Origin of the sequence: Massilia sp. IC2-477 (assembly GCF_020707265.1) — a bacterium.
In the GTDB taxonomy this organism is placed as follows: domain Bacteria; phylum Pseudomonadota; class Gammaproteobacteria; order Burkholderiales; family Burkholderiaceae_D; genus Telluria.
The window spans coordinates 347,604-369,113 of record NZ_JAJFEQ010000001.1 but is presented as its reverse complement, the minus strand read 5'-3'; the positions used below and the strand labels follow the sequence as shown (position 1 = coordinate 369,113).

At 65.2% G+C, this 21,510-nt stretch carries 23 protein-coding genes; 15 read left to right on the top strand and 8 right to left on the bottom strand.

Annotation, left to right across the window (positions count from 1 at the left end; genetic code table 11):
* Window positions 1-26 precede the first annotated feature (26 nt).
* From flgM to LK542_RS01635, 3 genes are read left to right on the top strand one after another with little or no spacing between them, the layout of a single operon-like run.
* On the top strand, window positions 27-299 hold the full coding sequence (flgM, locus tag LK542_RS01645; protein ID WP_227800258.1) for a flagellar biosynthesis anti-sigma factor FlgM: 273 nt from the start codon (window positions 27-29) through the stop codon (window positions 297-299).
* Window positions 296-736 carry a flagellar export chaperone FlgN gene (flgN, locus tag LK542_RS01640; RefSeq protein WP_227810554.1) on the top strand — a complete coding sequence of 147 codons (441 nt, stop codon included), beginning with the start codon at window positions 296-298 and terminating at the stop codon, window positions 734-736. Before flgM ends, flgN begins: the two co-directional genes overlap by 4 nt.
* Window positions 723-1,481, top strand: coding sequence for a glycoside hydrolase family 73 protein (locus LK542_RS01635; RefSeq protein WP_227810553.1), 759 nt, complete (start codon window positions 723-725; stop codon window positions 1,479-1,481). Before flgN ends, LK542_RS01635 begins: the two co-directional genes overlap by 14 nt.
* Window positions 1,482-1,519: 38 nt before the next feature.
* On the opposite strand, the gene flgA is transcribed toward LK542_RS01635, so the two are convergent.
* Window positions 1,520-2,098, bottom strand: a complete 579-nt coding sequence (gene flgA / locus LK542_RS01630; protein ID WP_227810552.1) for a flagellar basal body P-ring formation chaperone FlgA — start codon at window positions 2,096-2,098, stop codon at window positions 1,520-1,522.
* Between the two features lie 216 nt (window positions 2,099-2,314).
* Here flgA and flgB point away from each other — a divergent pair, with 216 nt between their 5' ends.
* The 12 genes from flgB (at window position 2,315) to LK542_RS01570 (ending at window position 12,110) form a co-directional block, all read left to right on the top strand.
* Window positions 2,315-2,674, top strand: a complete 360-nt coding sequence (gene flgB, locus LK542_RS01625) for a flagellar basal body rod protein FlgB (protein ID WP_227800254.1) — start codon at window positions 2,315-2,317, stop codon at window positions 2,672-2,674.
* Between the two features lie 14 nt (window positions 2,675-2,688).
* Window positions 2,689-3,093: a flagellar basal body rod protein FlgC gene (flgC, locus tag LK542_RS01620; protein WP_227800253.1), complete on the top strand. Its 405-nt coding sequence runs from the start codon at window positions 2,689-2,691 to the stop codon at window positions 3,091-3,093.
* Between the two features lie 4 nt (window positions 3,094-3,097).
* On the top strand, window positions 3,098-3,781 hold the full coding sequence (locus LK542_RS01615) for a flagellar hook capping FlgD N-terminal domain-containing protein (protein ID WP_227810551.1): 684 nt from the start codon (window positions 3,098-3,100) through the stop codon (window positions 3,779-3,781).
* Window positions 3,782-3,792: 11 nt separating this feature from the next.
* Entirely contained in the window at window positions 3,793-4,983 is a 1,191-nt protein-coding gene (locus tag LK542_RS01610) for a flagellar hook-basal body complex protein (RefSeq protein ID WP_227810550.1), read from the top strand.
* A gap of 15 nt (window positions 4,984-4,998) precedes the next feature.
* Window positions 4,999-5,727, top strand: coding sequence for a flagellar basal body rod protein FlgF (locus LK542_RS01605; RefSeq protein WP_227800250.1), 729 nt, complete (start codon window positions 4,999-5,001; stop codon window positions 5,725-5,727).
* Window positions 5,728-5,752: 25 nt separating this feature from the next.
* Window positions 5,753-6,538 (top strand): flagellar basal-body rod protein FlgG, encoded by a 786-nt coding sequence (gene flgG / locus LK542_RS01600; protein WP_227810549.1) that lies wholly within the window; start codon window positions 5,753-5,755, stop codon window positions 6,536-6,538.
* A gap of 4 nt (window positions 6,539-6,542) precedes the next feature.
* Entirely contained in the window at window positions 6,543-7,193 is a 651-nt protein-coding gene (flgH, locus tag LK542_RS01595) for a flagellar basal body L-ring protein FlgH (protein WP_227800248.1), read from the top strand.
* Between the two features lie 46 nt (window positions 7,194-7,239).
* Window positions 7,240-8,325: a flagellar basal body P-ring protein FlgI gene (locus LK542_RS01590; RefSeq protein ID WP_227800566.1), complete on the top strand. Its 1,086-nt coding sequence runs from the start codon at window positions 7,240-7,242 to the stop codon at window positions 8,323-8,325.
* A complete protein-coding gene (locus LK542_RS01585) occupies window positions 8,325-8,681 on the top strand; it encodes a rod-binding protein (protein WP_227810548.1) in 357 nt (118 codons plus the stop codon). Before LK542_RS01590 ends, LK542_RS01585 begins: the two co-directional genes overlap by 1 nt.
* A gap of 99 nt (window positions 8,682-8,780) precedes the next feature.
* Window positions 8,781-10,148, top strand: a complete 1,368-nt coding sequence (gene flgK / locus LK542_RS01580) for a flagellar hook-associated protein FlgK (protein ID WP_227810547.1) — start codon at window positions 8,781-8,783, stop codon at window positions 10,146-10,148.
* A 10-nt stretch (window positions 10,149-10,158) separates the two neighbouring features.
* Entirely contained in the window at window positions 10,159-11,070 is a 912-nt protein-coding gene (gene flgL / locus LK542_RS01575; protein ID WP_227810546.1) for a flagellar hook-associated protein FlgL, read from the top strand.
* Window positions 11,071-11,087: 17 nt separating this feature from the next.
* Window positions 11,088-12,110 (top strand): hypothetical protein, encoded by a 1,023-nt coding sequence (locus tag LK542_RS01570; RefSeq protein ID WP_227810545.1) that lies wholly within the window; start codon window positions 11,088-11,090, stop codon window positions 12,108-12,110.
* Window positions 12,111-12,183: 73 nt separating this feature from the next.
* Here LK542_RS01570 and LK542_RS01565 read toward each other — a convergent pair whose 3' ends face one another.
* From LK542_RS01565 to rimP, 7 genes are all read right to left on the bottom strand, one after another.
* Window positions 12,184-12,711 carry a porin family protein gene (locus LK542_RS01565; RefSeq protein WP_227810544.1) on the bottom strand — a complete coding sequence of 176 codons (528 nt, stop codon included), beginning with the start codon at window positions 12,709-12,711 and terminating at the stop codon, window positions 12,184-12,186.
* Window positions 12,712-12,937: 226 nt separating this feature from the next.
* Entirely contained in the window at window positions 12,938-14,776 is a 1,839-nt protein-coding gene (typA, locus tag LK542_RS01560; protein WP_227800242.1) for a translational GTPase TypA, read from the bottom strand.
* 302 nt (window positions 14,777-15,078) lie between these two features.
* Window positions 15,079-15,999, bottom strand: coding sequence for a tRNA pseudouridine(55) synthase TruB (gene truB / locus LK542_RS01555; protein ID WP_227810543.1), 921 nt, complete (start codon window positions 15,997-15,999; stop codon window positions 15,079-15,081).
* Window positions 15,996-16,433, bottom strand: a complete 438-nt coding sequence (gene rbfA / locus LK542_RS01550; RefSeq protein ID WP_227800240.1) for a 30S ribosome-binding factor RbfA — start codon at window positions 16,431-16,433, stop codon at window positions 15,996-15,998. Before rbfA ends, truB begins: the two co-directional genes overlap by 4 nt.
* Before the next feature lie 123 nt (window positions 16,434-16,556).
* A complete protein-coding gene (infB, locus tag LK542_RS01545; protein WP_227810542.1) occupies window positions 16,557-19,412 on the bottom strand; it encodes a translation initiation factor IF-2 in 2,856 nt (951 codons plus the stop codon).
* Between the two features lie 46 nt (window positions 19,413-19,458).
* On the bottom strand, window positions 19,459-21,024 hold the full coding sequence (nusA, locus tag LK542_RS01540; protein WP_227800238.1) for a transcription termination factor NusA: 1,566 nt from the start codon (window positions 21,022-21,024) through the stop codon (window positions 19,459-19,461).
* Window positions 21,021-21,509 (bottom strand): ribosome maturation factor RimP, encoded by a 489-nt coding sequence (gene rimP / locus LK542_RS01535; protein WP_227810541.1) that lies wholly within the window; start codon window positions 21,507-21,509, stop codon window positions 21,021-21,023. The genes nusA and rimP overlap by 4 nt, the downstream gene beginning before the upstream one ends.
* Between the last annotated feature and the right edge of the window lies 1 nt (window position 21,510).

The following is a 21,510-nucleotide window of genomic DNA, read 5'->3' as shown; positions in this document are numbered from 1 at the left end:
GTATTCAATCGAAACGAGGACCCCGCATGAAGATCACTGGCGCGATCACTTCCACCGTGAGCGTCGGCGCCCAGCGCGTCACCGTGCAGGCGCCCGCCGAGGCGACCGCCGCCGGCGCCGCCGCGCCCGCGCTGCAATCGGAAGTGCTGCAGCCGGCTGCCGCCGCCTTGAAAGCGATGCCGGACTTCGACGCCGCCCGCGTGGCCGAACTGCGCGACCAGCTCGCCAAGGGCGAACTGCCCTTCGACGCCGGCCGCCTGGCCGGCCTGATCCAGCGCTTCCACGGAGGCCGCGGATGAGCGCGAATCAGCCGCGCCTGACCCGCCAGCAGGCCAATCTGCTGCTCGCCGATGGCGTGCAGGCCGACGTGCGCGACAGCGCCGAGGTGCTGGCCCTGCTCGAACGCCAGTTCGACGCCGCCCTGCGCCACCGCAGCAGCGAACTGACCGGGCTGGCCGAACGCCTCACGCCCCTGCTCGACGCCATGGAAGCGCGGCGCCAGCAGCGCGTCTCGCTGGTGCGCGCCCTGCTCGGTGAGCGCGGCAGCATGGACGACTACATCGCCGGCCTGGCCGAGCCGGCGCGCGGCGCCCTGGCCGCCGCCTGGTCCGACCTGGAAAGCACCGTGCAGGCCTGCAAGGCGGCCACCACCCGCAACGGCAGCCTGCTGGCGGAACAGTACACCGTGATGCAGCGCGTGCTGCACGGCGAGGACGACACCTATGCGCCACGCTGATTTCTCCACCCCCGCCTTGCTGCCGACCGCGCCGACCGCGGCCACCCGCCCCACCGCCGGCATCGGCGGCGGCGATGGCAGCAGCTTCGGCCGCATGTTCGGCGAAGTGCAAGGCGAAGTTGCCGCCTACATCCAGAACGGCGATGCCGGCGAATCGGGCAGCGGCGCCGCCGGACTGACTGCGGAAGGCGCCATGTGGCGCGCCCGGGCGACAGGTCTCATCAGCGGCGAGGCCGAGGTCGACGCCGCGCAGGAACTGTCGGCCGCCGGCGTCAACACGCCCGAGCAGCGAGCATTTTTGGAAAGTATCGCGCCCTGGGCCCAGCAGGCCGCGCAGCAGCTGGGCGTGGCCCCGGAACTGGTGTCGGCCCATGCCGCACTGGAATCGGGCTGGGGCCAGCGTCCGCTGAAGATTGCCGGCGGCGCGTCCAGCCACAACCTGTTCGGCATCAAGGCCGGCGGCAGCTGGGATGGCGCCGTGAGCGATTCCGCCACCACCGAATATGTCGGCGGCGCTGCGATCAAGACGCGCGAACGCTTCCGCGCCTATCCGGATGCGGGGGCGGCCTTCCGGGACTATGCCCAGATGCTGATCGATAATCCGCGCTACAAGGGCGCCCTGGGCGTCGGCAGCGACGCGCGCGCCTTTGCCCAGGGGCTGGCGCGCGGCGGCTACGCGACCGACCCGGCCTATGCGGCCAAGCTGGAACGCCTGGCTACCAAACTGCAGCGCACTGAGGGGTAACTCTGGCCAGTGGCCAGAGTTACGGCCTACGGCCAGGGTCAGGGACGGCTGATGCCCGGCGGGGTCTCGACCGGCTCCACCGTCCCCGCCCCCGCCACGCGCATGCGCACCACCTGGCCGCTGGCGCTGTTGCGCACCCGGACCACGGCGCCGCGCGCGCCGGCGTCGAGCGCCTCGCCCGCCATGCTCACTTCGATGCCTTCGTAGCGCGCCACCATCAGGACCTGGTCGCCCCGCTTCACCATCTGGGGCGAGGCGAGCTGGCTGGAACGCAGCACTTCGCCGGCGCGCAGGCTGCGCCGGCTGGTCTGGCCGAGGGCGTCCTGGGGGCTGCCGATGGCGTCGTTCATGATGGTCACGTCGCGCCGCTCGAGGGTGAGGTGCTCGTCGGCCAGGACTTCGCCGGCCTTGATCGGGGCGGCAGTGACGGCGACCACCGCGCTGACGCGGGCCCGCACCACGAAGTCGTGGCGCCAGCCGCCCGGGTCCGGGCAACGCGCAATGAAGCGCATGCGGGCGAACTGGCGGGTGTCGACCGGCTCGACCTGTACCTCCGCACGGCAGGCTGGCGCCGGGCGCGTACTGACGACCGTGAGCTCGACTTGCGGGTCGGACAAGCCGCTACTGAGCAATTGTTTGTCAATTTGTTCACGGGCTTGTTGTTCTATCCGTAAAGAAATAGATTGCGCAGCAGCACTTGTAGCAGATAAAAGACAGGATACAATGAGAACGGTTGCCGTACGGAAAGCAATCATTGTTAAATAGAGGGTCGCGACGAATTTAATTGCGCCCATTTTACCGAACAACCTGCCGAACACCGACAGAGGATCGCCATGACGATTAATTTCAAGGACGCCCTCGGCGTACACGCCGACGCGCTGCAGCTGCGCGCCGAACGCACGCGCGTGCTTGCCGCCAATATCGCCAACGAAAGCACGCCGGGCTACACCGCACGCGACATCGACTTCGCCTCTGCCCTGCAGGAGCAGATCGATGCGGAAGCCGGCGAGCCCACCCTGTCGGGCGACGGCCCGCTGTACCGCGTGCCCTTCCACCCTAGCGCCGACGGCAACACCGTCGAGATCGGCGTCGAGCAGGCCGCGTTCTCGCAGAACGCATCCGACTTCCAGACCAGCCTCACCTTCATCAACATGAAGCTGCGCGGCCTGGCCAAAGCCATCAACGGACAATAACCAGGAAACCGAGCATGGGCTTCAAGGACATTTCGAATATCGCCGGTTCGGCCATGGCCGCCCAGACCGTGCGCCTGAACACGATCGCCAGCAACCTGGCCAACGCCAATGCCGTGGCCGGCTCCGAAACCGAAGGCTACCGCGCGCGCAAGCCGGTGTTCGCCTCGGTGATGGGCGAGGATGGCGGCGCTAGAGTCCAGGTGCTGGACGTGGTGCAGTCGAGCGAGCCGCTGCGCAAGATGTACGAGCCGGACAATCCGGTGGCCGACGCCGACGGCATGGTCTACTACGCCAACGTCAATGAAGTGGCCGAGATGGCCGACATGATGGCTGCGTCGCGCGCCTTCGAGACCAATGTCGAAGTCATGGGCCGCATCAAGAACATGCAGGCTTCCCTGCTGAAGATGGGCGAGGGCTGAACGCATGGTCACCACCACTAACTCTTTCGGCTTCCCGGCCTCGACCACCCCGGCCAGCGACAAGATCGCAACCGGCGTCGCCACCAGCGAGAACAAGGACATGTTCACCAAGCTGCTGGTCGCCCAGATCCGCAACCAGGACCCGCTCGCGCCTTCGGACCCGAGCCAGTTCGTGAACCAGCTGTCGCAGCTGTCGCAGACCGAAGCGCTGCAGAACCTGGCCCAGACCACCAGCGCCAGCGCCAGCGTGCTGCAGAGCCTGCAGGTGCTGGCGATGGGCGCCCAGGTCGGCAGCGAAGTCTCGGTCGAGACCAATCGCGTGCGCATCGACGGTGACAAGCTCTCCGGCAACATCCAGCTGGGCGGTTCCAGCAGCGCCACCACCCTGGTCCTCACCAGCGTCGGCGGCCAGGAGCACCGCGTCAGCCTGCCCGCCCATGGCGCCGGCAGCCTGCCCTTCACGATCGATCCGGCGGCGCTTGGCCTGGCCCCGGGCAACTACAGCATCAGTGCCGAAGCATCGGACGGCACCAAACCGGCGGTGGAAATCACCGGCCGCCTCGACAGCGTACGCATGTCGGCCGGCGGCGGCATCCTGCTGCAGGTCGCCGGCATCGGCGAAGTCGACCCGTCGATGATCACGGGCTTCAACGGCAAGGCAACCGCCCTGGCCTCCCTGGAACACTGAAAGGAATTCACATGAGCTTCAATATCGCACTGTCCGGCATCCAGGCCATCAACGAGCAGCTGGAAGCCGTTTCGAACAACATCGCCAACGCCGGCACCTACGGCTTCAAGAGCAGCCGAGCCAACTTCGCCTCCGTCATGGCCGGCGACCAGATGAACGGCGTGGAAGTCGCGTCGCTGACCCAGAACATCGCCCAGAACGGCGGCCTGGTCAACACCGGCCGCAGCATGGACGCAATGATCCAGGGCCGCGGCTTCTTCACCAGCCGTGACGACCAGGGCGTGGTGCAGTACACCCGTGTCGGCATCTTCTCGGCCAACAAGGACGGCTTCCTGGTCGACGCGGCCGGCCGCAGGGTGCAGGGCTATGGCGCGGCGCTGGGCGGCACGGCCGGCGTGATGGGCGACATCAAGATCCCGACCGGCCAGATCCCGGCCGTCGCCACCACCAAGATCGCCTACGTCGGCAACCTGTCCTCCGACTGGAAAGTGCCGACCGTTACCACCTTCGACCACACCAACGACAAGAGCTACAACTTGGTCAAGCAGTCGGTGGTCTACGACTCGCTCGGCACCCAGCACACCATGTCGCAGTATTTCGTCAAGAGCGCAACCACCAACACCGTCGAGGTCCACTACGCCTTCGACGGCGGCGCGCCGCTCGCAACGCCGATCAAGACCCTGAGCTTCGACAGCAAGGGCGCGCTGGCAGCGGGCACCAACCAGGCGCTGACCTACAATCCGGGTGCCGGCAAGGATTTGGTCAACCTCACCATCGACTACGACGGCACCTCCTTTGTCGCCGGTGAATCGACCAACACCACCAACCGCAGCAACGGCTATGCTTCCGGCAGCTTCGTGGGCGTGCAGCTGGCCAACGACGGCTCGGTCATCGCCAAGTACAGCAACGAACAGCAGCAGATCGTCGGCACCCTGGCGATCGCCACCTTCCCGGACGAAGGCAGCCTGTCGCAGACCAGCGACACCAGCTGGGTCGCCAACAACTCCTCCGGCGCGCCGCTGTACAGCGCACCGGGCGTCGGCCTGGCCGGCGGCCTGTCGACCGGCACCCTGGAAGGCTCGAACGTCGACATCACCTCGGAACTGGTGGGCCTGATGACCTCGCAGCGCAACTACCAGGCCAACTCGAAGGTGATCACCGCCGAGAACCAGATGATGCAGGCCCTGATGCAGGCCCTCTAAGCCTGAGCAAAGAGCATGGATAAACTGATCTTCACCGCCGTCAGCGGCGCCGAGCGCACCCTGAAGGCCCAGCAGGTGCGCGCCAACAACCTGGCCAACATCGAGACCGCGGGCTTCCGCGCCAACCTCGAGGTGGCCGCGACCCAGGCCATGCAGCAGGGCTATGGCTATGACAGCATGCACCTGGCCAAGACGCAGGCCGACACCATCTCGACCCGCGCCGGTTCGGTGCGCGAGACCGGCCGTCCGCTCGACGTCGCCCTCAACGGCAACGGCTACCTGGCGGTCCAGTACGGCGAAGGCGAAGCCTATACCCGCGCCGGCAGCATCGCCATCGATGCCAACGGCGCGCTGTCGGTGAACGGCCATCCGCTGCTGGGCGAAGGCGGCCCGATCGTGCTGCCGCCGCACCAGGCGGTCGAGATCGGCAATGACGGCACGATTTCCGTGCTGACCGAAGGCGCCACCCTGATGCAGCCGGTCGACAAGCTGCGCCTGGTGAATGCCGAAGGCGCGGAACTGACCAAGAACGAAGCCGGCCTGATCGTGTCGCGCCAGGGCGATCCGCTCGAGGCGGACCCGAACGTGAGCGTGCGCGGCCGCGCCCTCGAGGGCAGCAACGTGTCGGCAGTGGAAGAGATGGTCGCCGTGATGAGCCTGAACCGCAGCTTCGAGATCCAGATGAAGCTGTTCAAGGCCAGCGACAGCATGAACGACGTGGGCAACCGCCTGATCGGCGCTTAACGCCGGACACTACAAGGAGCAAGACATGAATCCAGCAATGTGGATCAGCAAGACCGGCGTGCAGGCACAGGATGCCAAGCTGCAGGCGATCGCCAACAACCTGGCCAACGTCAACACCGTCGGCTTCAAGCGCGACCGCGTCGTGTTCGAAGACCTGTTCTACCAGGTCGACGCCCAGCCGGGCGCGCAGAGCGCGGACAACACCATCTCGAACGGCGTCCAGCTCGGTAACGGTACCCGCATCGTCGGCACCCAGAAGATTTTCACCAATGGCAACATGCAGACCACCAGCCAGGCGCTGGACGTCGCCATCAACGGCGCCGGCTTCCTGCAGGTGCGCCGCCCGAACGGCGAACCGGCCTTCACCCGCGCCGGCCAGCTGGCGGTCGATTCGAACGGCACCCTGACCAATGCCCAGGGCCTGCCGCTGGTGCCGCAGATTACCGTGCCGCAGAACGCCACCGCGATCACCATCGGCGAAAACGGCATGGTCTCGGCCACCGTCGCCGGTTCCACCGCCCCGACCGAACTGGGCCAGCTGACGCTCACCAGCTTCGTTAACCCGGCCGGCCTGCTGGCCCTGGGCGAGAACCTGTTCCAGGAAACCGCTGCGTCGGGCACCGCCAACGAAGGCCGTCCGGGCGACGGCGGCTTCGGCAAGCTCAAGCAAGGCGCGCTGGAAGGCTCGAACGTGCAGGTGGTGGAAGAGATGGTCGACATGATCGCCGCCCAGCGCACCTACGAGATGAACACCAAGGTGCTGTCGGCCGCCGACAACATGCTCCAGTACCTGGCACAGGCTGCACGCTAATCCGATGAAATTCCTTACCGCGGCGCTTGGCGCCCTTCTCCTCGCCGGCTGCGCTTCCGCGCCGCCGCGCCAGGTCACGAACGACGACGACAACGTGCCGATGCAGCGCATGGTGTCGCGCGGCGTCTCGGGCGGCGTGTTCACGGGTGACACCGTGTCGCTGACCTCGGACAGCCGTGCCTACCGCGTGGGCGACGCGGTCACCGTAATCCTCCAGGAAACCACCCAGGCCAGCAAGCGCGCCGGCACCAGCTTCTCGAAGGGCTCATCGGCCTCGGTCGCCCCGATCGGGGCGCTGGGCAAGACGTTTGGGAAGACCGGCATTGAGATCGCGGCCGACCGCAATTTCGAAGGCGACGCCACCAGCACCCAGCAGAACGCCCTGTCCGGCGCGCTGACCGTGATCGTGCAGGAAGTGCTGCCGAATGGCCTCCTGCGCGTGGCCGGCGAGAAGAATCTGATGCTGAACCAGGGCGAGGAATTCGTGCGCCTGAAGGGTTTCATCCGCGCCCAGGACATCGACAACGACAACCAGGTGTCCTCGCTGCGCGTGGCCAATGCCCGCATCGCCTATTCGGGCAAGGGTGCGCTGGCCGACGCCAACCAGCCGGGCTGGCTGACGCGCTTCTTCAACAGCCCCCTGATGCCGTTCTGAGGAAGACATGATTCAATTTTTGAAGGCATCCCGCGTTTTTCGTATCATGTTGTGCGCGGCCGCGCTTGGCGCCGCCGCCCTGCCCGCGCACGGCGCGCAGGCCCTGCGCAACCTGGTCAGTGTCGAAGGCGTGCGTGAAAACCCCCTGGTCGGCTACGGCCTGGTGGTCGGCCTGAACGGCAGCGGCGACTCGACCCAGGTCAAGTACGCCAGCCAGTCGGTCGTCAACATGCTCAAGCAGTTCGGCGTGCGCCTGCCGGAAGGCGAAGACGCCAAGAACAAGAACGTCGCCGCGGTCATGGTCTCGGCCGTGTTCCCGCCGGGCTACCGCCGCGGCCAGGCGATCGACGTCACCGTGTCCTCGCTGGGCGATGCCAAGAGCCTGCGCGGCGGCACCCTGCTGCTCACGCAACTGCGCGCGGCCGACAATGAGATCTATGCGCTGGCCCAGGGCAACCTGGTGGTCGGCGGCCTGAACGCCACCGGCAAAAGCGGCTCATCGGTGACGGTGAATACCCCGACCACCGGCCGCATCCCGAACGGCGCCATGATCGAGCGCGAGATCGCCAGCGACTTCGCGACCCGCCCGCAAGTGATGCTGCGCCTGCGCCAGCCGCATTTCGAGACCGCCACCAACGTGGTCAACGCGATCAACGCCAAGTACGGCCCGATCGCCACCACCGCCGACGGCACCAGCGTCGAAGTCATCGCGCCCGAAAATCCGACCGAACGCGTGGCCTTCATGGCCAGGCTGAACAATCTGTCGATCGAAGCCGGCGTGGAAACGCCGAAGGTCGTGTTCAACTCCCGCACCGGCACCGTCGTCATCGCCGACGGCCTGCGCGTGAAGGCGGCCGCCGTCACCCACGGCTCGCTCAAGGTGATCATTTCGGAAAGCTCGCGCGTGTCGCAGCCGGGCCCGTTCTCGCGCGGCCAGACCGCGGTGACGCCGGAGTCGAAGCTGTCGGTGGACCAGGGCTCGGGCCAGATGTTCCGCTGGCCGGCCGGCGCCAAGCTGCAGACCATCATCGACGTGGTCAACAGCCTGGGCGCGTCGCCCGACGACATCATGGCGATCCTGCAGGCGCTCGACCAGGCCGGCGCGATCGAAGGCGAACTGGTGGTGATCTGATGAAAATCGAACAGAACCAGCCGCTGCCGCTGAACGCCGCCGAGGACACGAAAGTCGCGCCCGCCGCCGACCAGCCCGATCCGGCGTCGGCGGACCGGGCGTACGTTGCCAAAGCCACCAAGGCCGCCGTCGAGTTCGAGCGCTTCTTCATCTCGCACATGCTGAAGGAGATGCGCTCCTCGACGCGCGCAATGGCGGCCGAAGACAGCGTGTTCAATAACCGGGTCAACCAGGACATGCAGGACATGGCCGACGACCTGCTGGCCGGGAACATGGCCGGCCAGCGCGCCTTCGGCATCGCCGACGCCATCCTGCGCCAGCTGGTTCCCGAAGCCAAGGCCGGCGGCAAGGCCTGACATCGGCCGGTGCGCAAAGCTTTGCGCATAAAAACTTAATGGACAGCAATAATCGGTCGCCTTTACCAGGTATACCCGTTCGAGGAAGAATTCCGCACCATGCCGATCATCAATAACGCGCTGTCGGGCGCCCTGGCCGCCCAGGTGGCGCTGACCACCAGCAGCCACAACATCGCCAATCTGCAGACCAAGGGCTATACCCGCCAGGCCGCCCTGCTCACTACCGTGGGTGCGGACGCCAATCCTCGCTCGCCGGGCAATGGCGTGCAGGCCAGCTCGCTGCTGCGCTTCTCGGACAACTACAAGAGCCAGGCCATGTGGCGCGCCGCCGCGGAACTGGGCTCCTACTCCCAGGCCCAGCCCTACCTGAACCAGCTGGAACAGGTCATGGGCGACGACACCGCCAGCCTGTCGGCCGGTATCGACCAGTTCTTCGGCGCACTGAACGCGGTGGCCGGCGAGCCGGGGTCGACCCCGCTGCGCGAACAGGTGCTCACCGCCGCCAACCTGATGGCGGAACGCTTCAACGGCCTGAACAACGTCTTCAACGCCCAGCTCGAGTCGATCCGCAACCAGCGCAGCGCGATCGTCGACGCCGCCAACGCCCAGATCGCCACCATCGCGCGCCTGAACACCCAGATCAGCGAAGCCCAGGCCGGCGGTCTGAGCGCATCGGCCATGATCGACGCGCGCGACCAGGCCATCGACGAACTGGCCAGCAAGATGGCGCTGGAAGTTTCGGACAACGGCGACGGCACCCGCAACGTCTCGCTCAAGACCGGCCAGGCGCTGGTGCTGAACGGCGTCCACGGCACCCTGGCGGCAACCACGACCAAGCCCCAGGCATTCAGCCTGACCTTCGCCGGCTCCACCTTTACCCTCGACGCAGGCAAGCTGGGCGGCCAGCTGGGCGGCCTGACGAAGTACGAAACCGAAAAAGTGATGCCCTTGCAAAACGACATCGCAAACATCGCCGAGCAGATGAGCATCAAGGTCAACGCCCAGCTGAAACTCGGCTACAAGCCGGACGGCAGCCTGGGCACCGACCTGTTCGTGTACACCCCTGGCAACAATGCCGACATGCTCAAGCTGGCCCCCGGCTTCAAGTACGCGGATCTGGCCTTCTCCGGTGACGGCGCCCCGGGCGACACCGGTAACCTGAAGAAACTCGTCGCCATCAAGAGCCAGTCGGTCACGATCGGTACCCTCGGCACCGTGCTGCTGAGCGACGCGGACGCCCAGCTGGTCGGCAAGCTCGGCGTGGACAGCCAGCTCAACAAGGCCGGCCTGAAGACCACCCAGACCGTGCGCACCCAGTCGATCGACGACTGGCAGTCGACCAGCGGCGTGAACCAGGACGAGGAAGCCGTCAACCTGGTCGAGTACCAGAACATGTACCAGGCGAACATGAAAGTGATCGCTGTCGCCAACCAGCTGTTCGACGCCACGCTGGCGATGATGGGCTAAAGGAAACACCATGCGTATCGCGACCACCCAGTACCAATCGACGATGAACCAGTCGCTCCAGACCAACCAGGAGCGCATCACCCAGCTGACCCAGCAGATGGCGTCCAACAAGCGCATCCTGGTCCCCTCGGACGACCCGGTCGACAGCGTGCGCCTGGCGCGCCTCGCGCGCGAGGAAGCGACCGTCAAGCAGTACCGCGACAACATCGCCTCGATCAAGATCGGCCTGACCAAGGTCGAAGGCTACATGAACAACATGGCGAAGGAAATCGTGCAGGGCCGCGACCTGCTGGTCTGGGCCTCCGACGGCGGCAACGTGCCGGACGACCTGAAAGCCATGGTCAGCCCGCTCGAATCGCTGCGCGACAGCGTGTTCTACAACGCCAACTCGATCGACCAGGAAGGCAACTACCTGTTCTCGGGCACCCTGACCAAGACCGCACCGATCAAGTACGATCCGACGGCCGCGCTCGGTTCGCGCTACACTTTCGTCGGTAACACGAATACCCAGGACGTGGTGGTCGGCAACGGCATCACCCAGCCGGCCAACCAGGACCTGAAGGGCATCGAAAAGCTGCTGAACCACCTCGACCTCAGCCTCGACAAGCTGAAGGCGCCCGGCGCCTCGGCCAACGATCCGGCAGTGCGCACCGTGCTGGGCAATGCCCTGGCCGGCTTCGACGCAGCGCATTACCTGGTCACCAGCAAGATGGCTTCGCTGGGCGGCGCGCAGAACATCATGAAGACCCTGGACGCCAACCACGAGAACGTCAGCCTGTCGAACAAGATGGCGATCACCGACATCGGCGCGCTGGACGTCGGCGAAGCGGCGACCTCGCTCAACGGTTATTCGACGGCCCTGCAGGCCACGTACAAGGCGTACAGCCGTATCGGCCAGATGTCCCTGTTCTCGGTGTTGTAATTCGGTAAAACGTTCAAATGGAAGCAGCCCTCCGCCCGGCCAACCCGGCCAACCAGTCAATCGGCAACAGCGCCGCCGCGGCCTCGACCGCGGCAGCGGTCCGCACGTCCGCCGTCAAGCCGGCCGACCCCGACAGCCGCGTCGTCACACCCAACGCGCCCGCGCCCACCAGCGCCCCGCTCCAACGCGGCATCCGCTGGAATGCCAATACCCAGGGCAATGTCGCGCGCGCCCAGCAGGCCCTCGACTATCTCGAACGCGTCGCTTCGCAGCTGGAAGCGCTGAAGGCCGACCTGAGCGCCAAGATCACCGGCCGCGCCGACCCGGCGCGCCAGATCGAAGCCCGTTCGCAACAGCTCGGCAACCTGCTGGAAGCGCGCCGCAAGCAGTCCGGCGGCGGCGTGGACGCGCAGCTCGACTTCAGCGACGGCCAGCCGGCCCAGACCCGCTTCCGGATCCGCGGCTTCGACATGGCGGCCCTGCAGTCGGGTGGCCAGCAGACCTATGCCTTCTCGGTCGGCAGCAATGGCGGCCCGCAGCTGACAGCCACCATCGAGCCGGGCATGACCCCGGAAGAAATCGCCGCGCGCCTGGACCGCACCCTGTCGCCGGTCAAGGTACGCGTCTCGCTCGACAAGGACCAGCAGCTGGTATTCAGCGCGCCGGAAGCCGAATGGGTCGGCATGAAGGATGCGATCGCAATCTCGGGCCGCGGCCGCGTCGACGCGGTCGAGGAGCCGGCCTCCCTCGCACCCGAGCAATGGAACATTGGCAACCCGGACGCCCTGCGCCAGAGCCTGCGCGAAGTGCTGCAAGCCCTCGCCCGCGTGCGCCGCGCCCAGGATGCCGCCAGCTCGGCGCTCAGCGCGGCCATGGCGGACACCGCCCAGCAGGCGATTCCGGAAGTGGAACTGCAGGCGATTGCCGGCGACTTCGCGGCAACCGCGGCCAGCCACGACTACCAGTCGCTGCTGGCGATTACCTCGGCCCTGGTCGGCGTCAGCCGCGACCGGGTGCAAGCCCTGCTCGGCCTGCGCTGACCGGTCTAGCTGGAATAAAAAAAGCTCCTGCACGGGTTTCCCCGGCAGGAGCTTTTTTCATGGATGCGCCTGATTAGAAGCCGTATTTCAGGCCGGCACTCCAGACATTGGCGCGGGCGCCGTAGTCCTTGGTCTTGCCGTAGCGCTCATATTCCGCCACCAGCGAGGCGTTCTGGTTCAGCTTGTACTCGACACCGAGGCCACCATAGCCGCTGGTATCGTCGTCCTTGATGTTACCCAGGTTGGTGTTCAGCTTGCGCTCGTTGTGCGAGACGCCCACCTTGCCGTAGGCCGACACTTTCTCGTTGACGGGCACGGTGTACTTGGCAGCGACATAGGTGCCGTAGCCTTCAGTACTGCCACGCACGCCACCGTTGGCGAAATCGCTCTTGTGGTGATTGGTCCAGCCTGCCTCGACACCCAGCTGCTCGGTAAAGTTATAGCCGCCGAACAGCTTGCCGTCGGCCTTGTGGGCATCGACAGTGGTGTTCTTGGACGTTACCGCGCTGGCGCCGACATAGGCGCTGCCCGGCGTGTTCTGGGCTTGGGCGGCGCCGGCAACGGCGGCAGTGGCGATCAAGGCAATCATCAGCTTTTTCATACGTACTCCCTTCAAATATCTTCAACTGGTTCGCAATTCACAATGAATCGCGTTGTTGAAACAATAGCATCCGGGAACCGCCTAGCCCAAGCGAACGGCCGGTAAGAACTGTAACAAGATGCAAAATGAAGACCAGATCAGCACTTATGTGCGCCCGATAACGGAACTTGTCGCCAAAAGCAAAAAACCCGCTGCAAGCAGCGGGTTTTCGTGAAGCCGAGGGCGATTACGCGCCTTCGCGGCTCGCCTTCTTGCGTTCGTGCTCTTTCAGGAAGCGCTTGCGCAGGCGGATCGACTTCGGGGTGATCTCGACCAGCTCGTCGTCCTCGATGAACTCGACGGCGTATTCCAGCGACATCTGGATCGGCGGAACCAGGCGCACGGCTTCGTCGGTACCCGACGAACGCACGTTGGTCAGCTGCTTGCCCTTGATCGGGTTGACGACCAGGTCATTGTCGCGCGAGTGGATGCCGATGATCATGCCTTCGTACACCGGGGTGTTGTGCTCGACGAACATGCGGCCGCGGTCCTGCAGCTTCCAGATCGCGTAGGCGACGGCGGCGCCGTCGTCCTGCGAGATCAGCACGCCGTTGCGGCGGCCGGCCAGGTCGCCCTTGGTGTTGTCGACCGGTGCGTATTCGTGGAACACGTGGCTCATCAGGCCGGTACCGCGGGTCAGGGTCATGAATTCGCCCTGGAAGCCGATCAGGCCACGTGCCGGGATCAGGTATTCCAGACGGACACGGCCCTTGCCGTCCGATTCCATGTTCTGCAGGTCGCCACGGCGGCGGCCCAGTTCTTCCATCACGCCGCCCTGGTTCACTTCTTCCACGTCAACGGTCAGGTTCTCATACGGCTCGCACTTGACGCCGTCGATTTCCTTGAACACCACGCGCGGACGCGAGACGGCCAGCTCGAAGCCTTCACGACGCATGTTTTCCAGCAGAATCGTCAGGTGCAGTTCGCCGCGGCCCGACACTTCGAAGATGGTGTCGTCGTCGGTCGGCAGCACGCGCAGGGCCACGTTGGCCTTCAGTTCGCGCTCGAGGCGCTCGCGCAGCTGGCGGCTGGTGACGAACTTGCCTTCGCGGCCGGCCAGCGGCGAGGTGTTGACCATGAAGTTCATGGTCAGGGTCGGCTCGTCGACGGTCAGCATCGGCAGCGCTTCCGGGGTATCCACCGCGGTCACGGTCACACCGATACCGATGTCTTCGATACCATTGATCAGGACGATGTCGCCGGCGACGGCTTCTTCCACCTGCACGCGCTCCAGGCCCTTGAAGTTCAGCACCTGGTTGATGCGGCCCTTGATCGGGTTCTTGTCGTCCTGGCCGTTCACGACCAGCACGTCCATGCCTGGACGGACGCGGCCACGGTTGATGCGGCCGATGCCGATCTTGCCGACGTAGGACGAGTAGTCCAGCGAGGTGATCTGCATCTGCAGCGGGCCGTCCGGGTTGTCGTCACGCACTGGCACGTATTTCAGGATGGCATCGAACAGCGGCTTCATGTCGCCGCCGCGCACGCTCTCGTCCATGCCGGCATAGCCGTTCAGGCCCGAAGCGTAGACGATCGGGAAGTCCAGCTGCTCGTCGGTGGCGCCCAGCTTGTCGAACAGTTCGAAAGTCTGGTTGATCGCCCAGTCGGCGCGCGCGCCCGGACGGTCGATCTTGTTGACGACCACGATCGGCTTCAGACCCAGGGCCAGCGCCTTGCGAGTCACGAAACGGGTCTGCGGCATCGGGCCTTCCTGGGCGTCGACCAGCAGCAGCACCGAGTCCACCATCGACAGCACGCGCTCGACCTCGCCGCCGAAGTCGGCGTGGCCCGGGGTGTCGACGATGTTGATGTGGGTGCCTTCGTACTCGACCGCGCAGTTCTTCGACAGAATGGTGATGCCGCGTTCTTTTTCGAGGTCGTTCGAGTCCATCACGCGGGTATCCACCGCCTGGTTTTCACGGAAGGTGCCCGACTGGCGCAGTAGCTGGTCGACCAGGGTGGTCTTGCCGTGGTCAACGTGGGCGATGATTGCAATATTACGAATTGCGCGTTTGGTGTCTGACATGTGTGTATTCAACAGTGAATGTTGCGTGATGGATGGAGGCGGTGATGATTCGAGAGCATTACCGATTTCCGTAACCCGCTACTATAGCATGGTTATCGGCCTTGCTGCGCTGCAGCGAGGAGGAAATGAAGAAATGTCGACGCTTTGCCGCCGTCGAATGGTAGCGGCAGGGTGTTGCAGGAGGATGACGGACCGGGCGCCGCGGGGCAGCCTGTGGCTGCCGATCCCGATACAGGGAGCAATATGGGAACGAACAAAGGAAATTCAAGACCCGTGTCGACGGGTCTCGCATGCTTCCTTGCTTATTGCGCGGCCGCGATCAGGCGTTCGGGCGCCAGGATTGCGTATTCCTGCAGGTTCGCCGTGCCGAGCAGCTTGCCTTCTTGGTAGACGCGCACCCGGCCCAGTTCGCTTGGCACCGCCACCGCTTCCTTGCCCAGCGCCAGGCGCTGGCCATTCAGGAAACGCTTGGCCAGTTCAAGCGTGAGTTCGACCGACGGGAAGCTCGACAGCAAGGCATCGACCGGCGCCAGCAGTGACAGCGGAACCGGGTGGGCCTGCAGGTCTTCCAGCGTGATCATGCGCTCGGTCGACAGGCTGCCCACCTGCACCCGGCGCAGCGCGTTCAGGTGCGCGCCGCAGCCGAGCGCGGCGCCGATGTCTTCCCCCAGCACGCGCACATAGGTGCCCTTGCTGCAGGTCACCAGGATCTTCAGGTATGGCGCCTGGTAGTCCACCAGCGACAGGCCGTGGATGGTCACCGGGCGCGCTTCGCGCTCGAGCGTGATGCCTTCGCGCGCGTATTCGTACAGTGCCTTGCCGTCACGCTTGAGCGCTGAATACATGGGCGGGACCTGGGAGATGGGGCCGCGAAAACGCGCCAGCGCGGCTTCGATCTGCTCGCGCGTGACGTCGACCTCGCGCTCCTCGATCACCTCCCCTTCGGTGTCGCCGGTGGTGGTCATGATGCCGAGGTGGACCGTTGCCTCATAGGTCTTGTCGGCTTCCAGCAAATCCTGCGAGAACTTGGTCGCTTCGCCGAAGCACAGCGGCAGCAGGCCGGTGGCAAAGGGATCGAGGGTGCCCGTATGGCCGGCCTTCTTCGCATTGAAGACGCGCTTGGCCTTCATCAGCGCATCGTTCGAGGACAGGCCGACCGGCTTGTCGAGCAGGAGCACGCCGTCGACCGGGTCGCGCGGCTTCCTGGGTGGACGTGCGTTCACTCGGAATCCGCCGGCGGAGCCGAGCGCTCGCCTGGCGTCGTGTCGAGCGCTTCGTCGGCGTCGGCCGCGCGCACCGCATTGGCCTGGTCGATCAGGGCCGACATCGCCAGGCCGCGCGTGGTCGAGGTGTCGTGCACGAAGTGCAGCTGGGGAAGCGTGTGGATGTGCAGGCGCTTGCCGAGCAGGTTGCGCAGGTAGCCGGCGGCTTTCGACAGGCCCTCGAGGGTCTGCTTGACCTCTTCCGGGCTGTCCTTCAGCAGGGTGAAGTAGACCTTGGCGTGGGCGTAGTCGGGGGTCAGCTTCACTTCGCTGATGGTGACCATGCCGACGCGCGGGTCCTTCAGTTCGAAGGCGATCAGTTCCGACAGGTCTTTCTGGATCTGGTCGGCGACGCGCAGGCCGCGCTGGGGGATGCTTTTACTGTGTTTTGCCATGATGTTGCTGGTGTTGTTCTTGTGATGTGAGGACGACGCAGGGGCGCCCAAAAACAAGGGCCAGGCCCTCCGCGGCATTCGCCGCGAAGCGTCCTGGCCCCCATGGTACGCCCAATGTCGAAATTACAGCGTACGCGCCACTTCGGTGACTTCGAACACTTCCAGGGTGTCGCCAACCTGGATGTCGTTGTAGTTCTTGAGCGACAGGCCGCACTCGAGGCCGGCGCGCACTTCCTTGGCGTCGTCCTTGAAGCGCTTGAGCGAGTCGATCTCGCCGGTCCACACGACGATGTTGTTGCGCAGCAGGCGGACCGAGGAGGTACGCTTGACCACGCCATCGGTGACCAGGCAGCCCGCAATCGCGCCGACCTTCGACACCAGGATGACCTGGCGAATCTCGACCTGGCCGGTGATGGTCTCGCGCTTCTCCGGCGCCAGCATGCCCGACAGTGCCGTCTTGATCTCGTCGATCGCATCGTAAATGATGCTGTAGTAACGGATGTCGACGCCGTTGGCTTCCGCCACCTTGCGCGCCGACGCATCGGCACGGGCGTTGAAGCCGATGATGACCGCTTTCGAGGCCACCGCCAGGTTGACGTCCGACTCGCTGATGCCGCCGACCGCCGCGTGGACGATCTGGACGCGCACTTCCGAGGTCGACAGCTTCTGCAGCGAGCCCACCAGCGCTTCCTGCGAACCCTGCACGTCGGTCTTGACGATGAGCGGCAGGTTCTTGACTTCGCCTTCGGCCATCTGGTCGAACATGTTCTCCAGCTTGGCGGCCTGCTGCTTCGCCAGTTTGACGTCGCGGAACTTGCCTTGACGGAACAGGGCGATTTCGCGCGCCTTGCGCTCGTCGGCCATCACCATCGCTTCTTCACCAGCGCTCGGCACTTCGGTCAGGCCCTGGATCTCGACCGGGATCGACGGACCTGCTTCGGTCACCGACTTGCCGTTCTCGTCCAGCATCGCACGAACGCGGCCGAACGAGGAACCGGCCAGCACCACGTCGCCGCGGCGCAGGGTGCCCGACTGCACCAGGATGGTGGCAACCGGACCACGGCCCTTGTCCAGGCGCGCTTCGACCACCAGGCCGCGTGCCGGCGCTTCGGTCGGGGCGGTCAGTTCCAGCACCTCGGCCTGCAGCAGCACCTGCTCCAGCAGGTCGTCGATACCGGTACCGATCTTGGCAGACACCGGGACGAAGGGCGAATCGCCGCCGTATTCTTCCGGCACCACGCCTTCGGCCACCAGTTCCTGGGTGACGCGGTCGGCATTGGCGCCCGGCTTGTCGATCTTGTTGATCGCCACCACCAGCGGCACGCCGGCCGCTTTCGCGTGGGCGATCGCTTCCTTGGTCTGCGGCATCACGCCGTCGTCCGCCGCCACCACCAGGATGACGATGTCGGTCGCTTTCGCACCGCGGGCACGCATTGCCGTGAAGGCCTCGTGACCCGGGGTATCCAGGAAGGTGACCATGCCGCGCGGGGTGTCCACGTGGTATGCACCGATGTGCTGGGTAATGCCGCCGGCTTCGCCAGCCGCCACTTTCGCACGGCGGATGTAGTCCAGCAGCGAGGTTTTACCGTGGTCGACGTGGCCCATGACGGTCACGACCGGTGCGCGCGGCTTGGCTTCGAACTCGGCGTGCTCGCCCTGGTCGGCCAGCAGCGCTTCCGGATCGTCGACGGCGGCCGGGAAGGCCTTGTGGCCCATCTCTTCCACCAGGATCATCGCGGTTTCCTGGTCCAGCACCTGGTTGATGGTGCACATCTGGCCCAGCTTCATCAGCTGCTTGATGACTTCCGACGCCTTCACCGACATCTTGTGGGCCAGTTCGGCCACGGTGATGGTTTCCGGAACGTGGACGTCCTTGACGATCGCCTCGGTCGGCGCCTGGAAGTTCGATTCGCGGTCATCGTTGTGCGACGAGCGGCGACCGCCGCTGCGTCCGCCTGCGCGCCAGCCGTCACGGCCCGTGCTCGCCGGTGCGCCACGACCCTTGCCTGCGCCCGGTGCGCCACGCTTCTTGGCGTCGTCCGACCAGGTCGAGGAGACATTCGCCGACTTGATCGACTTCTTGTCGCCCGGCTTCTTGTCGCCCGGCTTGGCTTCGCCCGGCTTCTTGTCGGCCGACGCGGCCGGCTTGTGCAGGGTACCGGCCGGTGCTGCGGGAGCAGCCGGCTTGGCAACCGGTTCCGGCGCCTTGATGACGCGGCGCGGCTGGCTCATCATGAGCTTGATCTGGGCCACTTCGTCGGCCACGGCCTTGCGTGCGCGCTCGGTGGCGGCAGCGCGTTCGGCGGCTTCCTTGGCGGCTTCTTCCGAGCGCTTCTTGGCTTCGGCGGCAGCGGCTTGCGCGGCCTCTTCGGCTGCGGCCGACACCGGCGCGGCAGCCGTCTTGGCGCTCGCGGCGGCCTTGGCGGCGGCAGCGGCTTCGGCGGCTTCGCGCTTCGATTTCTCTTCCGCGTCGCGCTTGGCCTGCTCTTCCGCGGCCTTGGCCTGTGCAGCCTCTTCCGCTTCCAGCTTGGCCAGGCGTTCCTGCTTTTCACGCAGGTCCGCTTCCTGGCGGGCGATCAGCTCGGCCTGGCGGCGCGCGTCTTCGTCGCGGCGCGCCTGCTCGGCGGCGTCGACCACCGGAGCGGCGGCTTCGGCGGCTTTCGGGGTGACCAGGTCGTCACGCTGCACGAAGGTACGTTTCTTGCGCACTTCGACCTGGATGGTGCGCGACTTGCCGCTCGCGTCAGCCTGCTTGATCTCGGTGGTTTCCTTGCGGGTCACCGTGATCTTCTTCTTTTCACCGGTTTCCGAGGCGCCGTGGGTACGGCGCAGGTGGTTCAGCAGCTTGTCCTTATCATCTTTCGACAAGGGATCTGACGTCGAACTTTTGTCGACGCCGGCCGAGCGCAGCTGTGTCAGCAGCAGGTCTGCGGGCATCTTCAGTTCGGTGGCAAATTGGGCTACGTTGTTACTCGCCATTCAGTCCTCTTTTCTATGTGTCGCTGAGATGATAAAGATTTGCAAATTACGCCTTGGCCGTTTCTGCCAGGCTCCAGGCTTTCGCCTGCAGCGCCTTGGCGCGGTCATCGTATTTGCTGTCGACCAGCTTCATCTCTTCGTCGGTCACATCATTAAATTCATTCTTGATCAGGTCGCGGGCACGGTCCGACGACAGCGCCAGGATGGCGCCGAATTCGTCATACGCGAGTGCCGCGAAGGCTTCGACCGTCTTGATGCCAGCCAGGCCGAGCTTGCCGGCGGTGGTGCGGTCCATGCCTTCCAGGTTCACGAGGGCTTCTTCCATCCCTTCGAGGCCTTCTTCGGAAGCGATCGCTTCGGTCACCAGTGCGTCACGGGCACGGGTGCGCAGTTCGTTGACGGTGTCTTCGTCGAACGACTCGATTTCCAGCATTTCGGAAATTGGGACGTAAGCGATTTCTTCAAGGCTCGAGAAACCTTCATCGACCAGGATGTCGGCCACTTCCTGGTCCACATCCAGCTTCTCCATGAACAGCACGCGGATCGCGGCGGTTTCCTGGGCCACCTTGTTCGCCGATTCTTCGGCGGTCATGATGTTGATCTTCCAGCCAGTCAGTTCCGAGGCCAGGCGCACGTTCTGGCCCGAACGGCCGATCGCGATCGCCAGGTTCTCTTCGTCCACCACCACGTCCATGGCGTGCTTGTCTTCGTCGACCATGATCGAGGAGACGTTGGCCGGCGCCAGCGCGCCGATCACGAACTGGGCCGGATCGTCCGACCACAGCACGATGTCCACGCGCTCGCCGCCCAGCTCGCCGGTCACGGCCTGCACGCGCGAACCGCGCATGCCGACGCAGGTGCCGATCGGGTCGATGCGCTTGTCGGCGGTGAACACCGCGATCTTGGCGCGCACGCCGGCGTCACGGGCAGCCGATTTAATCTGCAGCAGGCCCTGTTCGATTTCCGGCACTTCCAGCTCGAACAGCTTCATGATGAATTCCGGCGCGGTACGCGACAGGATCACCTGCGGGCCACGCATGTTGCGGTCCACGCGCAGGATGTAGGCGCGGACGCGGTCGCCGATACGCAGGTTCTCTTTCGGGATCATCTGGTCGCGCGGCAGGCGCGCTTCGATCTTGCCCGACTCGACGATGGCGTCGCCGCGCTCCATGCGCTTGATGGTGCCGGTGACCAGCGAGTCGCCGCGCTCGAGGAAGTCCTGCAGGATCTGCTCGCGCTCGGCATCGCGCACGCGCTGCAGGACGACCTGCTTGGTGTCCTGGGCGAAGCGGCGGCCGAACTCGACCGATTCAATCGGGTCTTCGATGTATTCGTCGACTTCGATGTCAGGGATTTGCTCCTTGGCTTCGAAGTGCAGGATTTCCTGGTCGGGCAGCTGCAGGCCGGCCTCGTCGGGAACGACGTGCCAGCGGCGGAAGGTCTCGAATTCGCCGGTGTCGCGATCGATGCTCACGCGAATGTCGACCTCGCCTTCATAGCGTTTTTTCGTGGCCTGCGCGAGCGCGAATTCGAGCGCTCCGAAAACCACTTCCTTATCGACGTTCTTTTCGCGCGCGAGCGCATCCACCAGCAATAAAATTTCGCGACTCATGCTTTGCGACTCCTAAAATCCACCTGCGGCACCAGACGTGCCTTGTCCAATTCGGCCAGCGTAAATTCCAACAACGCTGCACCATCTTTATTATCAAATTCCAGACCAACCTTGTCGCCTTCGACGCCGCGCAGGATCCCCGTGAAGGTTTTCCGGTTCGCGGTGCCGGGCATGGCGAACCGCAGTTTCACCGTGCATTCATGCCCGGCAAAGCGCGCGAAGTCGGCCAGGGTCCGCACCGGGCGATCGAGGCCCGGCGACGAGATTTCCAGCCGTTCGTAATCCACATTCTCGACGGTGAGCAGGTGCGACAACTGGTGGCTGACCGTGGCGCAGTCCTCGACCGTGATCGGGCCCTTCTCTTCCACCACGTCGGCGGGGAAATCGATGTACACGCGCAGGATGCCGCGCTCGCCCCGTTCCACATCCACGAGTTCGTAGCCGAGGCCACCCACTGTTTTTGCGATGAGTTCAAACTGCTGCACG

Coding starts and splice junctions, on each gene's coding strand:
- flgM (WP_227800258.1), top strand. CDS start 27: ATGAAGATCACTGGCGCGATCACTTCCACCGTGAGCGTCGGCGCCCAG.
- flgN (WP_227810554.1), top strand. CDS start 296: ATGAGCGCGAATCAGCCGCGCCTGACCCGCCAGCAGGCCAATCTGCTG.
- LK542_RS01635 (WP_227810553.1), top strand. CDS start 723: ATGCGCCACGCTGATTTCTCCACCCCCGCCTTGCTGCCGACCGCGCCG.
- flgB (WP_227800254.1), top strand. CDS start 2,315: ATGACGATTAATTTCAAGGACGCCCTCGGCGTACACGCCGACGCGCTG.
- flgC (WP_227800253.1), top strand. CDS start 2,689: ATGGGCTTCAAGGACATTTCGAATATCGCCGGTTCGGCCATGGCCGCC.
- LK542_RS01615 (WP_227810551.1), top strand. CDS start 3,098: ATGGTCACCACCACTAACTCTTTCGGCTTCCCGGCCTCGACCACCCCG.
- LK542_RS01610 (WP_227810550.1), top strand. CDS start 3,793: ATGAGCTTCAATATCGCACTGTCCGGCATCCAGGCCATCAACGAGCAG.
- LK542_RS01605 (WP_227800250.1), top strand. CDS start 4,999: ATGGATAAACTGATCTTCACCGCCGTCAGCGGCGCCGAGCGCACCCTG.
- flgG (WP_227810549.1), top strand. CDS start 5,753: ATGAATCCAGCAATGTGGATCAGCAAGACCGGCGTGCAGGCACAGGAT.
- flgH (WP_227800248.1), top strand. CDS start 6,543: ATGAAATTCCTTACCGCGGCGCTTGGCGCCCTTCTCCTCGCCGGCTGC.
- LK542_RS01590 (WP_227800566.1), top strand. CDS start 7,240: ATGTTGTGCGCGGCCGCGCTTGGCGCCGCCGCCCTGCCCGCGCACGGC.
- LK542_RS01585 (WP_227810548.1), top strand. CDS start 8,325: ATGAAAATCGAACAGAACCAGCCGCTGCCGCTGAACGCCGCCGAGGAC.
- flgK (WP_227810547.1), top strand. CDS start 8,781: ATGCCGATCATCAATAACGCGCTGTCGGGCGCCCTGGCCGCCCAGGTG.
- flgL (WP_227810546.1), top strand. CDS start 10,159: ATGCGTATCGCGACCACCCAGTACCAATCGACGATGAACCAGTCGCTC.
- LK542_RS01570 (WP_227810545.1), top strand. CDS start 11,088: ATGGAAGCAGCCCTCCGCCCGGCCAACCCGGCCAACCAGTCAATCGGC.
- LK542_RS01565 (WP_227810544.1), bottom strand. CDS start 12,711: ATGAAAAAGCTGATGATTGCCTTGATCGCCACTGCCGCCGTTGCCGGC.
- typA (WP_227800242.1), bottom strand. CDS start 14,776: ATGTCAGACACCAAACGCGCAATTCGTAATATTGCAATCATCGCCCAC.
- rbfA (WP_227800240.1), bottom strand. CDS start 16,433: ATGGCAAAACACAGTAAAAGCATCCCCCAGCGCGGCCTGCGCGTCGCC.
- infB (WP_227810542.1), bottom strand. CDS start 19,412: ATGGCGAGTAACAACGTAGCCCAATTTGCCACCGAACTGAAGATGCCC.
- nusA (WP_227800238.1), bottom strand. CDS start 21,024: ATGAGTCGCGAAATTTTATTGCTGGTGGATGCGCTCGCGCGCGAAAAG.